Origin of the sequence: Psychrobacter sp. MF31 (assembly GCF_012847335.1) — a bacterium.
Classification (GTDB): Bacteria; Pseudomonadota; Gammaproteobacteria; order Pseudomonadales; family Moraxellaceae; genus Psychrobacter.
In genome coordinates, this window is the sequence record NZ_JABBDX010000004.1 from 146345 (window position 1) to 160301 (window position 13957).

At 44.7% G+C, this 13957-nt stretch carries 13 protein-coding genes and 2 tRNA genes; 1 reads left to right on the forward strand and 14 read right to left on the reverse strand.

Features of this window, described 5'->3' with window-relative positions; translation table 11 throughout:
• Positions 1-77: 77 nt before the first annotated feature.
• Positions 78-638 carry a hypothetical protein gene (locus HF322_RS06955; RefSeq protein WP_169392685.1) on the forward strand — a complete coding sequence of 187 codons (561 nt, stop codon included), beginning with the start codon at positions 78-80 and terminating at the stop codon, positions 636-638.
• Between the two features lie 95 nt (positions 639-733).
• Here the strand turns inward: HF322_RS06955 and pnp are convergent, their stop codons facing one another.
• From pnp to tpiA, 14 genes are all read right to left on the reverse strand, one after another.
• Positions 734-2845, reverse strand: a complete 2112-nt coding sequence (gene pnp, locus HF322_RS06960; RefSeq protein WP_375138533.1) for a polyribonucleotide nucleotidyltransferase — start codon at positions 2843-2845, stop codon at positions 734-736.
• A gap of 459 nt (positions 2846-3304) precedes the next feature.
• Positions 3305-3574: a 30S ribosomal protein S15 gene (gene rpsO, locus HF322_RS06965; RefSeq protein WP_201536966.1), complete on the reverse strand. Its 270-nt coding sequence runs from the start codon at positions 3572-3574 to the stop codon at positions 3305-3307.
• A gap of 228 nt (positions 3575-3802) precedes the next feature.
• On the reverse strand, positions 3803-3979 hold the full coding sequence (locus HF322_RS06970) for a hypothetical protein (RefSeq protein ID WP_169392687.1): 177 nt from the start codon (positions 3977-3979) through the stop codon (positions 3803-3805).
• A gap of 82 nt (positions 3980-4061) precedes the next feature.
• Positions 4062-4232: a hypothetical protein gene (locus HF322_RS06975; protein ID WP_169392688.1), complete on the reverse strand. Its 171-nt coding sequence runs from the start codon at positions 4230-4232 to the stop codon at positions 4062-4064.
• A gap of 75 nt (positions 4233-4307) precedes the next feature.
• Positions 4308-4838: a type 1 glutamine amidotransferase domain-containing protein gene (locus tag HF322_RS06980; protein ID WP_169392689.1), complete on the reverse strand. Its 531-nt coding sequence runs from the start codon at positions 4836-4838 to the stop codon at positions 4308-4310.
• A gap of 320 nt (positions 4839-5158) precedes the next feature.
• Complete coding sequence (gene truB, locus HF322_RS06985) at positions 5159-6151, reverse strand: tRNA pseudouridine(55) synthase TruB (RefSeq protein ID WP_169392690.1); 993 nt, start codon at positions 6149-6151, stop codon at positions 5159-5161.
• Between the two features lies 1 nt (position 6152).
• On the reverse strand, positions 6153-6557 hold the full coding sequence (locus tag HF322_RS06990; RefSeq protein WP_169392691.1) for a ribosome-binding factor A: 405 nt from the start codon (positions 6555-6557) through the stop codon (positions 6153-6155).
• Positions 6558-6731: 174 nt separating this feature from the next.
• Positions 6732-9467 carry a translation initiation factor IF-2 gene (infB, locus tag HF322_RS06995; RefSeq protein ID WP_169392692.1) on the reverse strand — a complete coding sequence of 912 codons (2736 nt, stop codon included), beginning with the start codon at positions 9465-9467 and terminating at the stop codon, positions 6732-6734.
• 113 nt (positions 9468-9580) lie between these two features.
• Entirely contained in the window at positions 9581-11065 is a 1485-nt protein-coding gene (gene nusA / locus HF322_RS07000; protein WP_169392693.1) for a transcription termination factor NusA, read from the reverse strand.
• Positions 11066-11195: 130 nt separating this feature from the next.
• On the reverse strand, positions 11196-11696 hold the full coding sequence (rimP, locus tag HF322_RS07005) for a ribosome maturation factor RimP (protein ID WP_169392694.1): 501 nt from the start codon (positions 11694-11696) through the stop codon (positions 11196-11198).
• 256 nt (positions 11697-11952) lie between these two features.
• Positions 11953-12029: transfer RNA gene (locus tag HF322_RS07010), tRNA-Met, on the reverse strand.
• Positions 12030-12203: 174 nt separating this feature from the next.
• A tRNA-Leu gene (locus tag HF322_RS07015) sits at positions 12204-12288 on the reverse strand.
• A 129-nt stretch (positions 12289-12417) separates the two neighbouring features.
• Positions 12418-12735 carry a preprotein translocase subunit SecG gene (gene secG, locus HF322_RS07020; protein WP_169392695.1) on the reverse strand — a complete coding sequence of 106 codons (318 nt, stop codon included), beginning with the start codon at positions 12733-12735 and terminating at the stop codon, positions 12418-12420.
• Between the two features lie 138 nt (positions 12736-12873).
• Positions 12874-13674, reverse strand: coding sequence for a triose-phosphate isomerase (gene tpiA, locus HF322_RS07025; RefSeq protein WP_169392696.1), 801 nt, complete (start codon positions 13672-13674; stop codon positions 12874-12876).
• Positions 13675-13957: the final 283 nt, after the last annotated feature.

A 13957-nucleotide genomic window follows, 5' to 3' on the forward strand; every position in this document is an offset into this window, starting at 1 on the left:
AGTTTAAGCGCTATAAAAGCTTGGCAGTTTAATATTTGATAATAAGTTATAAAACAATGATGGGATAATTCACCGCCATGAGCCAAGTTCAGCTGACCCACGAGCCGATTTTGATGAGCAACGCGCAAGTTTTGGTATTGCCGGTTAACAGCGCCGGATTGCTATTAGATGCGGTATTGGTCAAATCAAAAGCGCTTTATCCGGACAATTATAAGCGCTATCGCAGGGCTTGCCAAAGCGGCGAGCTCAAAGCGGGAAGCTGCCTGCTTTACAAGCGCGAGCTTGAGCAATCGGGATTGACTGCAAGCTCTAATGGCAATCAGCCGCGATTTATTGCTAATTTGGTGGTGAGCGATCATCCGTACCATCCGCCGCGATCAGAGTGGCTTTTTGCGGCAATCAAAAACTTGCAACAGCAGCTGTTACCGCTCGTTCGCTATCAAGGTATAAGAAAGCTTGCCCTACTCACCCGACCGCTAATTTTTACTAATGAAAAACGCCTAGATGCCAAACAAACCTCAAGGCTGCCGCTTGATTGGCAACATACCACCTTGCCACTACTCACAAACGAGTTAAGCCAAATCCCTAAATTGCAATCAATGCTGCATTTACCAAAAAGTATGGAAGCGAGGCAATAGCTTTCAACTATTTATCATAAAAAAATGAATCACAAAAAAACCGCCTAAAGTTAGACGGTTTTTTTATTATTAAAGTGATGATCAAAAATTAACGCTTAGTTTTGCTCAAGACCTTTCATGGTCAGCTTAATGCGACCACGGTTATCGACGTCTTGAACTAAGACTTTGACCGATTGACCTTCTTTTAGGTAGTCAGAGACGTTTTCAACGCGCTCTTCGGCGATTTGCGAGATGTGAACCAAGCCATCGGTATTTGGCAAGATGTTGACAAACGCACCAAAGTCAACGATACGAGCGACCGTGCCTTCGTAGGTTTTGCCAACTTCAACTTCTGCTGTTAGCGCTTCGATTTGACCAATCGCCGCTTTGGTTGCCGCTTTATTTTCACCAAAAATACGGATGGTTCCAGCATCATCAATGTCGATGACCGCGCCAGTTTCTTCAGTCAATTGACGGATGGTGGCGCCGCCTTTACCAATCACGTCACGGATTTTTTCAGGATTGATTTCAATGACCGCGTAGTTTGGCGCATGAGCGTTGATTTCAGTTCGGCTGGCTGGCAATACTTCGTTCATCGCATTTAGGATATGGATTCGACCAGCATGGGCTTGCTTGAGGGCTTGCTCCATGATGTCAGCGTTAATGCCTTCGATTTTAATATCCATTTGCAGCGCGGTGATGCCGTCTTTGGTTCCGGCAACTTTAAAGTCCATATCGCCTAAGTGGTCTTCATCGCCCAAAATGTCCGATAACACGGCAAAGCGCTCACCTTCTTTAACGAGACCCATGGCAATACCAGCAACAGGGGCTTTTAAAGGCACGCCGGCATCCATCAAGGCAAGGCTTGCACCACAAACTGATGCCATTGATGAAGAACCGTTTGATTCGGTAATCTCAGACACCACGCGGATAACGTACGGGAAGCGCTCGCTGTCAGGAAGCATAGCTTGAACGCCGCGGCGAGCCAAGCGACCATGACCGATTTCGCGGCGTTTTGGTGCACCTTCACGGCCCGTTTCACCAACAGAGAACTGCGGGAAGTTATAATGCAGCATGAAATGATCACGGATGGTGCCAGCAAGCGAGTCAATCATGTTGACATCACGGCTGTTACCCAAGGTTGTGGTAACTAAAGCTTGGGTTTCACCGCGAGTAAATAGCGCTGAGCCATGGGTATACGGCAAGACGCCAACTTGGATATCAAGGGCACGAACAGTTTCTAAATCGCGACCGTCAATTCGCGGCTTTCCAGATAAAATATTGTCACGAACCGTGCGGTATTTTAACTCACCATAAAGCTCTTTTAACTCACTCACTTTATCGCTGTAGCCTTCGGCTTCACTGTCGCCAGCAAGCGCAGCAATCATCGCATCTTTGATGTCGTCAAGCTTGGCATAGCGCTCTTGCTTGTTGGTGATGGTATAAGCATCAGCCACTTGATCGCCAAACTGCGACTTCATTTGAGTCACCAAGTCTTGATTTTGTTCAGGGGCGCTAAAGTTTTGCTTGGCAACGCCTGCCTCTTCGGCAAACGAGACGATCTGGTCAATGACGATTTGCTGCTGCTCGTGACCATAAAGCACCGCGCCAAGCATTTGGTCTTCTGACAATTCGCGGGCTTCAGACTCGACCATCAATACCGCAGATTTGGTTCCGGCAACGACCAAATCAAGATCGCTGACTTTTAGCTGCTCAAGGCTTGGGTTTAAGACGTACTCGCCATTGATAAAGCCGACTCGCGCCGCGCCAATAGGACCATTAAATGGGGCATCAGAAATTGCAAGCGCTGCTGACGCGCCAATCATTGCCGCGATATCGGCGTGATGGGTTTTGTCAGAGGACATTACGGTTGCCGTAATTTGAATCTCATTCACGTAGCCTTCAGGGAACAATGGGCGGATCGGACGGTCAATCAAGCGTGAGGTCAGCGTTTCAAACTCGCTGGCACGACCTTCGCGCTTGCCATAAGCACCGGGAATTTTACCTGCCGCGTACATTTTTTCTTGATAGTTTACGGTCAATGGGAAAAAGTTTTGATCTTCTTTGGCGTCCGCTTTGACGACAGCTGCCACAAGGACTGAAATACCGCCCATATGAACCATAACTGAGTAAGCTTGGCGGGCAATGCGACCGGTCTCTAATACGACTTTTTGGTCGCCGTATTGAAACTCACGCGTCACGGTTTGAAACATTGAAGAATTTGTCATAAACATGTCCTAATAATTATTGACGATAAGCAGAGCCGCTCCTGTGGCGATCTCACTCATAAAAAGGGTGAATCAAGCGCTTGACCATAATTGGTAAATTGCAGATTCTCAGTTTTCTATAATTTAATACGCTGATCCAAGTTAACTTTGCGATCATAACGCGCGCTTTTATCGGCTGATTTAATTTATTTTGCCCTATTGATTACAATCAAAGCGCTATAATGGCGCTTTTGCCCAACTATTAAAGGCGTATCAGCGTCTATATTCATTAAAACCACGGTTCGCGCGTTTATTTTACAGAGATTTCGTGGCTATGACCAATAAATTACAAATAACCTTCTGACATAAAAAAACGGCGTGAAGCCTCACACCGTTTTTCAACTACCAAAAGTTAATACCACATCACCTAATATCAGCATTAGCAAACCAGTTGCTTTAAAAGCAAAGCAAGCTGATAGATTAGCGGCGTAGTCCTAACTGGCTGATGATCGTGGTATAACGACCCAAATCTTTACGCTTTAAGTAGTCAAGCAATTTGCGGCGTTGGTTAACCATTCTGATCAAACCACGGCGGCTATGATGGTCCGCTTTGTGTTCTTTAAAATGGTCTTGCAAATCGTTGATGCGAGCGCTTAATAAAGCGACTTGAACTTCAGGAGATCCGGTATCATTTTCGCCGCGTTGGTATTGAGCGATGATTTGTTGGCGGTCAGTATTGGTTAGCATAATAGTCTCCGGCAATGCTAAAGATATCAAAATGGATATCTGTTAAAAACAATCAATAAGGCAACATTCAGATCGACCCTGCATTACTAGAGTCGAACCAGTGTAGCCTCTATAAGATCATAGAATAAATCAGAGCGACTGATTTAAGCGCTAAATTATAGCAAAAAACTGCTGAACAAACAGCAGTTTTTATTAAAAATATCATCTATCAATTGATTGATAAGCTAAATTTTAAGATTTTGAGTAACCATCTCCGTTAGCATTTTTTCCAAGCTCATCACCTTGTAAAGGTACGGTTGTTGCCTCAGCGGGACTTTTTGGTTCGCCATCTTCAGCAGGTTGAATGTCATTTGCTAATTTATCAATGGTTTGCTCTTCTTGATCTAGATCGCTTTTTTGAGTATCCATATTAGCCTCATGATTATGTTTTATCTATTTTTTAAGTCTCTTTTAAATATTAGCTTTTAGATATTAAGTTGATAAAGACCAATTATTTTTTATCTTCAGCTTGCTCAAGATTTTTTGCAATGCCGTCAGCCGCTTGAGCTTCTGATTTTAGCTTATCAGAGTAATTGCCTTCAACTTGGTTTTCTAGTGAAGCTACTTCTGATTTTGACTGTTGTTGCTCAAGCTCAGTATTATTCGGATTAGGATTTGACATTATTATTTTCCTTATTAATTATAAGCTTTAGAAGATATGATAGTTATGAGCTATATTGATAGGTTATCTTGTTCTTTAGCTCTTTTTTAGCATCTCATCAATTGCATTGACGAAGTTTTTAATATCATCTGGATTTCTTGAAGTGATCAGATGACCATCAACCTGAACCGTTTTATCAACAAAGGTCGCACCCGCATTTTCTAAATCGGTTTGCAAGGTCTGATAGGCGGTCAGCGTTTTACCTTTTGCAATTCCTGTATTAATCAATGCCCAAGGCGCATGACAAATCGCAGCTAATGGTCTATTGCTCTCATTAAAGGCTTTAATGATTCGATGAGCGTCGTTATTTCCACGAAGATTATCAGCATTCACTGTACCACCGGGTAAAACAAGGGCATCGTAATCGCTTGGATCAGCATCTTTAGCAAACAAATCGGCAGTAAAAGTATCACCTTTTTCGACATCATGTTTGCGAGCTTGAACTAGCTTATCATCATTTGTAGTAATTAAGACGGTTTTATAACCTTTGTTTTTAAGCTGATTATTAACATCTTCATATTCAGCCTGTTCAAAGTTATTATCGAGTAAAAACGCAATAGTTTTCATAAGACCTCTTTTTATTTATTAAAATTTTCGATTATTAAAAATAAATTTTTATTTTCAAACTTAATTTTAAATTTCTAAATTTAGTTCTAAGTCTGTAATTATTCTAATATCTTTATAGTTATTAATAGTTTAATTTTATAGTTATCTTATTTTTATAATAATTTTTTATTCTTGTTAATTTTAAATTTTTTTATTATTTTTTATTGTTATTTTCAGACAGCAATAAAAATTGTATAAAAAAATCAGGAGTCACTATAGGTGAAACCTGCAATAAAATGTAGCGAAGTGTGATTTGTGTGATAACAACGTAAAGCGGTCAGCTAAGATAGATTAATAAGCTTCTTAGGTTGCAGTCGACCCGAGCTTTCAATGCTGCCAAGCCCTAAAAATAGACCAGTTTCAGAAATCAGCTTAATATCGGTCAGCTCGTCGCGACTGTTTTGAATGAGGCTTGCAATCTCAGGCGTGATTTGGGATTTGACATTGAGCCTTTGCCCCAATTGGATCCGCGAGCATTGCTCAGGCGATAACACTAAAGTAGCATCAAGTTCAATGCAGGCGTCTATAGGCAATAGCTGCGCTATCCGAGCGCTGTGCTCTAACGCTTCAAGCTGCGGCAAAGTTAGGGCATGAGTGATGTCAAATTGACCAACTTGTAGGCGGCGAAGTTGGGTCAAATGACCAAGCGTTCCCAAAGCTTTGGCAATATCTTCGCCCAAAACGCGAACATAAGTACCTTTACTACAAGTGACGATCAGTTGCAATTTATCAGGAGCAATGAGGGACAGTTCAAGCGCTTTAATGGTGATGGGGCGCGACGGACGATCAATTTCAATGCCTTGACGGGCAAGCTCATACAGCTTTTTGCCGTCTTTTTTAAGCGCTGAATACATGGGCGGCGTTTGCAATTGCTCGCCTAAAAAGCGCTGGCAAACTTGTGCAAGCAGATCATCCGTGATATTGGGGAGGCTTTGGGTGGCAATAATTTGACCATCGGCATCGCCAGTATCCGTTTGGCTACCAAGCAAAACGGTTGCTTGGTACGTCTTATCAGCATCAAGCTGATAATGGCTAAATTTGGTTGCCTCGCCCAAGCAAATGGGCAACAGCCCCGTTGCCATGGGGTCAAGCGTTCCGGTATGACCGGCTTTTTTGCTATCAAAGTGATCTGATTTAAGTAAATACTTAACTTTGGAAACCACTTGCTGCGAGGTCATGCCAATGGGCTTATCAATTAAAATGACGCCCGAAACTTTTTGTTTGAAAGCTTTGGCTGACTTGGCAGTTGCCTGATTTGCATGAGAGTTGCCCATATTACTGAGCGCTCTCATCACTATCGGTTTCGTTTTGCTCAGTTTTGCTGACGGCTTGGTTGATCAGCGCCATCATATAATTGCCGCGAGCGGTGACTTCGTCGTAATGAAAGCGCAGTCTTGGTGTCGTTCGTGTTTTTAAGCTGTGGCTCAGCGCAGTTCGCAAAAATCCAGCGGCTTTATTAAGCACTTGTAAGCTTTGCTCATGGCTGTTTTTGGTCATGGCGTCATTCATTTCAGGCTCCATGATGGTCACATAAATGTCGGCATAGCCCAAATCTGGGCTGACTTTGACGCCTGAGATGGTGACAAATCCGGTCAATCTTGGGTCATTCACTTCATCGCGGATTAAGACGGCAAGATCGCGCTGAATTTGATCCGCTAAGCGCTGTAAGCGTTGGTTCATAATATTGTCCTGTAATTATCATCAAGGATTTATGATAAAAAGCTCAATGATAACATTTAAAAAAGTGCTAAAAATCGGTAGTAATAAGTTAAAAAAGGTCTAACAGAATTATCCTGATAGACCTTTTTTTCGGCAAATTAAGAAATATATTCCAAACTTTCAGCCGAACGGTAATTAAATGGTGCGTTCAACTTCTTGGATTTCAAAGACTTCGATTTTATCGCCGACTTCAACGTCATAACCGCGAACGGCAAGACCACATTCCATGCCGGTGCGAACTTCATTGACATCGTCTTTAAAGCGGCGCAGTGATTGCAACTGACCGGTAAAGATCACTTGGTCATCACGAAGTACGCGAATAGGCTTATTGCGATAAATCGTACCTTCAACCACCATACAGCCCGCTGCTGCGCCAAATTTGCTTGAACGGAACACGTCACGAACGTCAGCGATGCCCAAGATTTTTTCGCGGTGCTCTGGCGCAAGCATACCACTCATCGCCGCTTTGACATCATCAATCAAGCCATAGATCACGCTATAGTAGCGAATATCAAGGTTGGCTGAATCTGCTTTTTTACGGGCAGCGCCATCGGCACGAACGTTAAAGCCTAACAGTACCGCTTCACTAGATTCCGCAAGGGTCACATCCGACTCTGAAATAGGACCGACGCCTGAGCTGATCACGCGAACTTTAACTTCATCGGTTGACAGCTCGTTGAGGGCGGCAAGCAGCGCCTCTAATGAGCCGCGAACGTCTGTTTTTAGCACAATGTTTAAGAACGACACTTCGCCTTGTCCCATTTGCTCAAACATATTTTCAAGGCGCATTTTGTTTTGGCGCTCAAGCTGCTGCTCACGCTCACGGTTGGTTCTAAAGTCAGCAACCTCGCGCGCTTTTTTCTCATCGGTAACAACTAAGAACTCGCTTCCGGCAGCTGGAGTTTCAGGAAGTCCTAAAATCTCAACGGGAATGGACGGTCCTGCCGACTTAATGCGCTGACCATTTTCATCGGTCATGGCACGAACTTTACCGTAATGCTCGCCTGCTAGTACCAAGTCGCCTTGTTTGAGCGTGCCTTTTTTGACCAAGACACTCACGACAGCGCCGCGACCTTTTTCAAGCTTCGACTCAATAACCACGCCTTGAGCGGCACCATCTAATGGGGCTTCAAGCTCCATCAATTCAGCTTGGATGCTGATGTATTCGAGTAATTCGTCGATCCCTTCGCCAGTTTTTGCTGAAATTTTGGCAACCGGGGTATCGCCGCCCCACTCTTCGGTAACAACACCTTTGGTGGTCAGCTCATTTAAAACGCGATCAGGATCAGCTGCTGGTTTATCCATTTTGTTAATAGCAACAATCAGTGGCGTTCCCGCAGCGCGAGCATGATCGATGGCTTCTTCAGTTTGTGGCATCATGCCATCGTCAGCGGCAACGACCAGTACAACAATGTCGGTTGCTTGAGCACCGCGCGATCGCATGGCACTAAATGCCGCGTGACCTGGGGTGTCAAGGAAGGTAATCACGCCGCGATCGGTGGTCACATGGTACGCACCGATATGCTGAGTGATCCCGCCTGCTTCTCCAATTGCCACTTTGGTGGTGCGAATTTTATCAAGAAGCGAGGTTTTACCATGGTCAACGTGACCCATAATAGTGACCACAGGCGGTCTTGCTTGAACGTTACTGCTGCGCTCATCGACGTCTTCATGAAGCTCATCTTCAACTTTAGTATCGCTGACCAAGATTGGGTTGTGACCCATTTCTTCAACGATTAAGCTTGCGGTAGCTTGATCAATGCTGTCTGATTCGCGAACCATTTCGCCCATTTTCATAAGCAATTTGATCACTTCGCGAACTTTAACCGCCATTTTTTGAGCCAAGTCAGAAACAACGATTTGCTCGCCAATTTCAACATCGTGAACGATTTTTTCAACGGGCATTTCAAACTTGTGCTGAGCCGCTTGAGCCGAGCGTAAACCGTTTTTACGGTTTTTCATTTCACGCTCTTCTTGGTTTTTACGGCGGCGACCGCGAGCAGGGGTGGTGCTGGCACCGCGTTTGATTTCGCGGCGCTCTTTTTCAAACGACTCTTCAAGAGCCGCCCCTACCAAACCTTCTGCCAACGGCTCATCGCGGCGAACTTCAGTGACAGGCTCACGATCGGTGTACTTTCCTGCCATTTTGCGCATTTGCTCAAGGGTGCGTTTTTGCGCCTCTTCTGCTTGAATGCGGCGGTTTTCAGCTTCGATTTGACGCAAACGCTCTTCTTCAGCTTCAATCGCAGCGCGAGCTTTACGCTCAGCTTCAGTTTCAACTTTAGATTTGACGACCGCGACTTTTTTCTTTTCTTTCTCTTTTTCTTTGGCTTTAATTTCAATTGCTGCTTTGCTGCCTTTTTTGACCACCACCGATGAGGTTAAAGACTCATCGCTTTTGCCGCTGCTGCCTTTACCGCCACCAAAGCTTGCTCGCATGGCAGCAAGCGTTGCCGCTTGACGCTCTTCGGCTTGTTTTTTGGCAACTGCTTTTTCTTCTGCTTCGCGGGTAGCGCGCTCTTGGGCTTCTGCCAAGGTTTTTTCACGCGCAGCAAGCTCTTGCGCCATTTTTTCAGGATCTGGCTTTTCAAAAACTTTTTTCTTGCGAACTTCAACGTTAACGCTTTTTGATTTGCCAGAGGAGCCGGTCACGCGCGCGGTGCTGGTCGTTTTAGCTTTTAGGCTAATTCGGCGCTTTTCTTGCTGACCATGACTTTGTTTAAGATACGTCACTAACTTCTCTTGCTCAAGTTCGGTGACTAAGTCATCCTCCCCGCGAGCAGGCAGTCCGGCATCCACCAGCTGCTTTTTGAGCGCGCTTGCGGTTTTGCCGACCATTTCTGCCAGTTCTTTGACGGTTTTATCTGCCATTGATTATCACCTACTGTCTATTGTTTGCTATGTGTTCAATTCAATTGTTGGCTACAAATGATTGCGCGGTCAAATCAACATATCACCAAAAGACAGTGATATGCGCCTATCGCCTATTCATCGAACCATGATTCCCGAGCTTTCATAATGAGCTGCCCTGCTGTTTCGCTATCCAAACCTTCGATATCTTCTAAATCAAAGACGGCTTGCTCTGCCAAATCATCAACGGTAATGATGTCTTTTTGCGCAAGTTTGTAGGCAAGGCTTACGCTCATGCCTTCTAACTCTTGCAGCTCCTGACTTGGCTCTTTCATATTTTGTTGTTTAACCAGCTCGTCTGCGATGACCACTTCTTTGGCGCGCTCTTGAATCATGTCAATGGCGTCATCGTCCAAGCCTTCGATATCATAAAAGGTATCCACAGGAACGTAAGCAATCTCTTCAATGCTGGTAAAACCAATGTCAACTAACGCTTGCGCTAAGTCGTGATCGACCTCTAAGCGCTCATAAAATAAGTCGATAAAGGCTTTGGTTTCGCTTTCTTGACGCTCTTGATATTCAGACTCAAGCATCATGTTGAGCTTGTAACCGGTAAGCTCAGAGGCTAAGCGAACGTTTTGACCTTGAGAACCAATGGCTCGCGCCAACTGATCATTGGTGCTAAAAATAATATCCGCCGTTTGCGCATCTTCATCAAGAATAATGCTGCTGACATCCGCAGGCTCAAGGGCGCTGATGATATATTGCGCCGGATCATCTGACCAAACCACCACATCAATGCGCTCGCCATCAAGCTCTTGCTGAACGGCTTGGATTCGCGTGCCACGCATGCCGATACAAGCGCCAACCGGATCGATTCGGTTGTCATTGGTTTTCACCGATACTTTGGCGCGTGTTCCCGGAAGGCGAGCCACGTTACGGATTTCAATAATTTCTTCAGCAATCTCAGGGACTTCTTTTTGCATAAGGGCTGAGAGCATTTCAGGATGGGTTCTTGAGAGCAATAATTGCGCGCCACGATTGTCACGATTGACATGATATAAAATGGCATTAATTCGCGATTTTACGCGCAGTTGCTCACGAGGTAACATCTGATCGCGCGCCAAATAGCCTTCTGCATTGTCACCCAAATCAATGATATAACCATCACGAGTTTGTTTTTTGACCTCGCCGTACATCATCTCGCCCACGCGCGGCTCAAAAGCGTCAGCCACTAAAGCGCGCTCAGCTTCGCGGATCTTTTGGATGATGACTTGCTTGGCTTGCGTTGCCGCAATTCGACCAAATTCGATCGACTCGATTTGCTCTTCTTTAACATCGCCAATTGCCCACTCATCGGGGTCAAGATCGCTGATGGCAAGCTGACAAGCTGGCATCTCATGATCTTCATCGGCAACCACTGTCCAATAGCGGTACGTGTCATAGTCACCGGTCGCACGGTCAATGGCAACGCGGATCGCCACTTCAGGCTGATCGGTATAGACTTTTTTCTTGGTCGAAACCACCAAAGCGTCTTCTATTGCCTCAAAGATGTCCTCAGGATTTAAGCCTTTTTCATTACTGACGGTTTCAACGACCGTTAAAATTTCACGACTCATGCTCTACTTATCCTCACCTTTTTAATGGGCGTTTATTGTCAATCACTCCCAAAGCGCTTAATTTAAGCCAAAGCTTTGGGCATTAGGGTTTATTATCAACCTCAAGCTTGCGTTAGCTAAAGGTGGTCAGTTAACTGTCTTCAAAAACCAAATTGGCTTTATCAATATTGCTCAATAACACATCAAACGTGTCGCCGTCTTGAGTGGTCAAAGTCAGCTTTGACTCATCAATGCTATTTAACACGCCCGTGACTTTACGGCGCTTTTGATCGCCTGAACCAATAGCTTGAATCAAACGCAAACTTACGGTTTGTTCAAGATAATCATGAAGCTGATCATCAGAGAAAAACGAGCGATCAAACCCAGGCGATGACACTTCAAGAACATACTCGCCTGCAATCGGATCATGAACCTCAAGGATACCGCTGACTTGATGATTGACCGCCGCGCAATCTTCAATAGTGACATGTTTGTCCGCAGCTTTGTCGTCAGGCAAGCACTCAATAAAAATGCGCAAAAGTGATCTGCGACCTTGCGGCGCAAACTCAATTCCCCACAGCGCCACATCGCAAGCCGCCACAGCTGGGGCAATAATTTGGGTTAATTCAGCAACTTTGGTCGAAAGCTTCATGATGACGTAGTCAGTTCCTCTTCACGACGATTAAGCGTTTGTCGTTATGATTAAATAAACAATATTAAAATAAACGGTAGGATTGCAAAACTTTAAAGGGCAGCGTGATGATCTGCCTGATGAAACGCTGCTTGAGCAAGCTTAGCATAATTCAAACCGCTTCGACGATTTCCCTGATTTCAGATACAAAAAAACCCACAAACATAATGGTGGGCTAATCGCAACTGATACTATCGTGAACAATCAGTTCAAAAAGTGGTAGCGGGGGCTGGATTTGAACCAACGACCTTCGGGTTATGAGCCCGACGAGCTACCAGACTGCTCCACCCCGCAACAATTTAGAATGCATACTATAGATAATTTTTATGACCTTGTCAATCATTATTTAAAATAAAATAGTTTAAATTTAATAATTATTGCCAACTCTTAAAATCAAAACTATTAGATGCGTTTTGACGACCGTCACTTAATATATAATCAACTTCACATATAATCATTGTTAACGGTTGGTGCGATTGGGGGGACTTGAACCCCCACAGCTTGCGCCACTACCCCCTCAAGATAGCGTGTCTACCAATTCCACCACAATCGCAGTACTTTTAGCATCACTACTAAAAAGTAGGAAGGCATTGTAAGACGTCACTGCTAAAATAGCAAGCCCTAAGCCGCTAATTGCCGCGCAAAAGCTAAACTTTTTTGCCAAAGCGGATTGCAAAGGCGCTTACTGCGGATTTTGAGTCAACGGTCTTGGGTTTTGCGGTGCGGAAACAGGGGCACTTGGACCATCTAAGCGAAACTGATCTTCAGCTTGCTTTCTTGCGTGAACCGCTAAAGTCATACTGGTAACAAAAAAGATGGCGGTCAAAACGGCGGTGGCTCGCGTCAAAAAGTTAGCAGATCCTGCCGCCCCAAATACTGTTCCTGATGAGCCAGCACCAAATGACGCGCCAGCATCCGCGCCTTTGCCATGCTGAATTAAAATCAGCCCAATCATGGCAATGGCAACGATGATGTGCAAAGCCAATATAAATGTAAACATGGTAACCTCGTTGCGAGCTTGGCGCTTGATTACGAAAAAGCGGTACCGCTAAGCAATAAAAATAGTTAGGCGCATTGTACCTGATTGCAATGACAAAATTAAAGCCTCTTATAAAAAAGTAACTTTTGCTTTAACGGCTTAGTTGTGGCGACCAAAGGCGCGAGCAATCGCTAAAAAGCTGTCAGCGTTTAATGAGGCGCCGCCCACCAAAGCGCCATCAATCATCTCGCTTTTGGCAAAATCAGCGGCGTTGTCAGCGTTGACACTGCCGCCATAAAGCACGCTAATGCTTGCAAGTCGCGAATCAAAGCTTGCCAGCGTTTGTTTGATGTGGCGATGAATTTGGGTCACGTCATCCACCGTTGGCACTTTTCCAGTACCAATCGCCCAAACAGGCTCGTAAGCAATGATAAGCTTATCTAACAACTCATCCGTCAATTCTGGATTGTTTTGAATAAAGTCATTTACAATGCTCAGCTGCTCATCTAGCACCGCTAACGTTTTGCCAGCTTGGTGATCCTCTTCTTTTTCACCAATACATAAAATGACGCCCAACGCTTTATTCATCGCGTGCTGCATTTTATTCAGCAGCATGGCGTTTGATTCTTGATGATATTGTCGGCGCTCAGAGTGACCTAAAATACAAAAGCTTGCGCCTGAATCTTTAATTTGAGTTGCTGAGCAGTCCCCTGTAAACGCGCCCGTCGTTGAGCTGTGGGCGCTGATGTCTTGAGCGGAACATAAAATAGGGCTGTGTTTGAGCTTATCAGCAACTTGGTATAGATGGATGCAACTTGGAGCCACCATAATTTGGCAATCGGAGTTTTTAGGATCAAGGCTGGCATCACGATTTATCGTCTCAAGCAATGCCTCAAGCAGCAACGTCACATCATTTGCGGTTGCCGGATTTTGTTTCCAGTTGCCAATTACAGCCTGCATGGTGATTACCTTTATTGTCATTTTGCGCGCCAGTATAGCAAAGATTTGGGCGGCGCTATAGTCCCATAAAAGATTTCCTGATCAGGAAAAGGGCTTTATTTTTTCACTCTAGTTTCATACACTTAACTTTTATAGGCTTAACTTCTCATGACGGCGGATTAAATCAGCAATTTGTCATGATTCTTGCAGCGCAATTGAGATCAACTAAAGCAATTCAATCTTGATCACAGCGATCCGCGTAACCTTACTATTAAAAAAATAAGCTGTCGGCAACTAACGATTG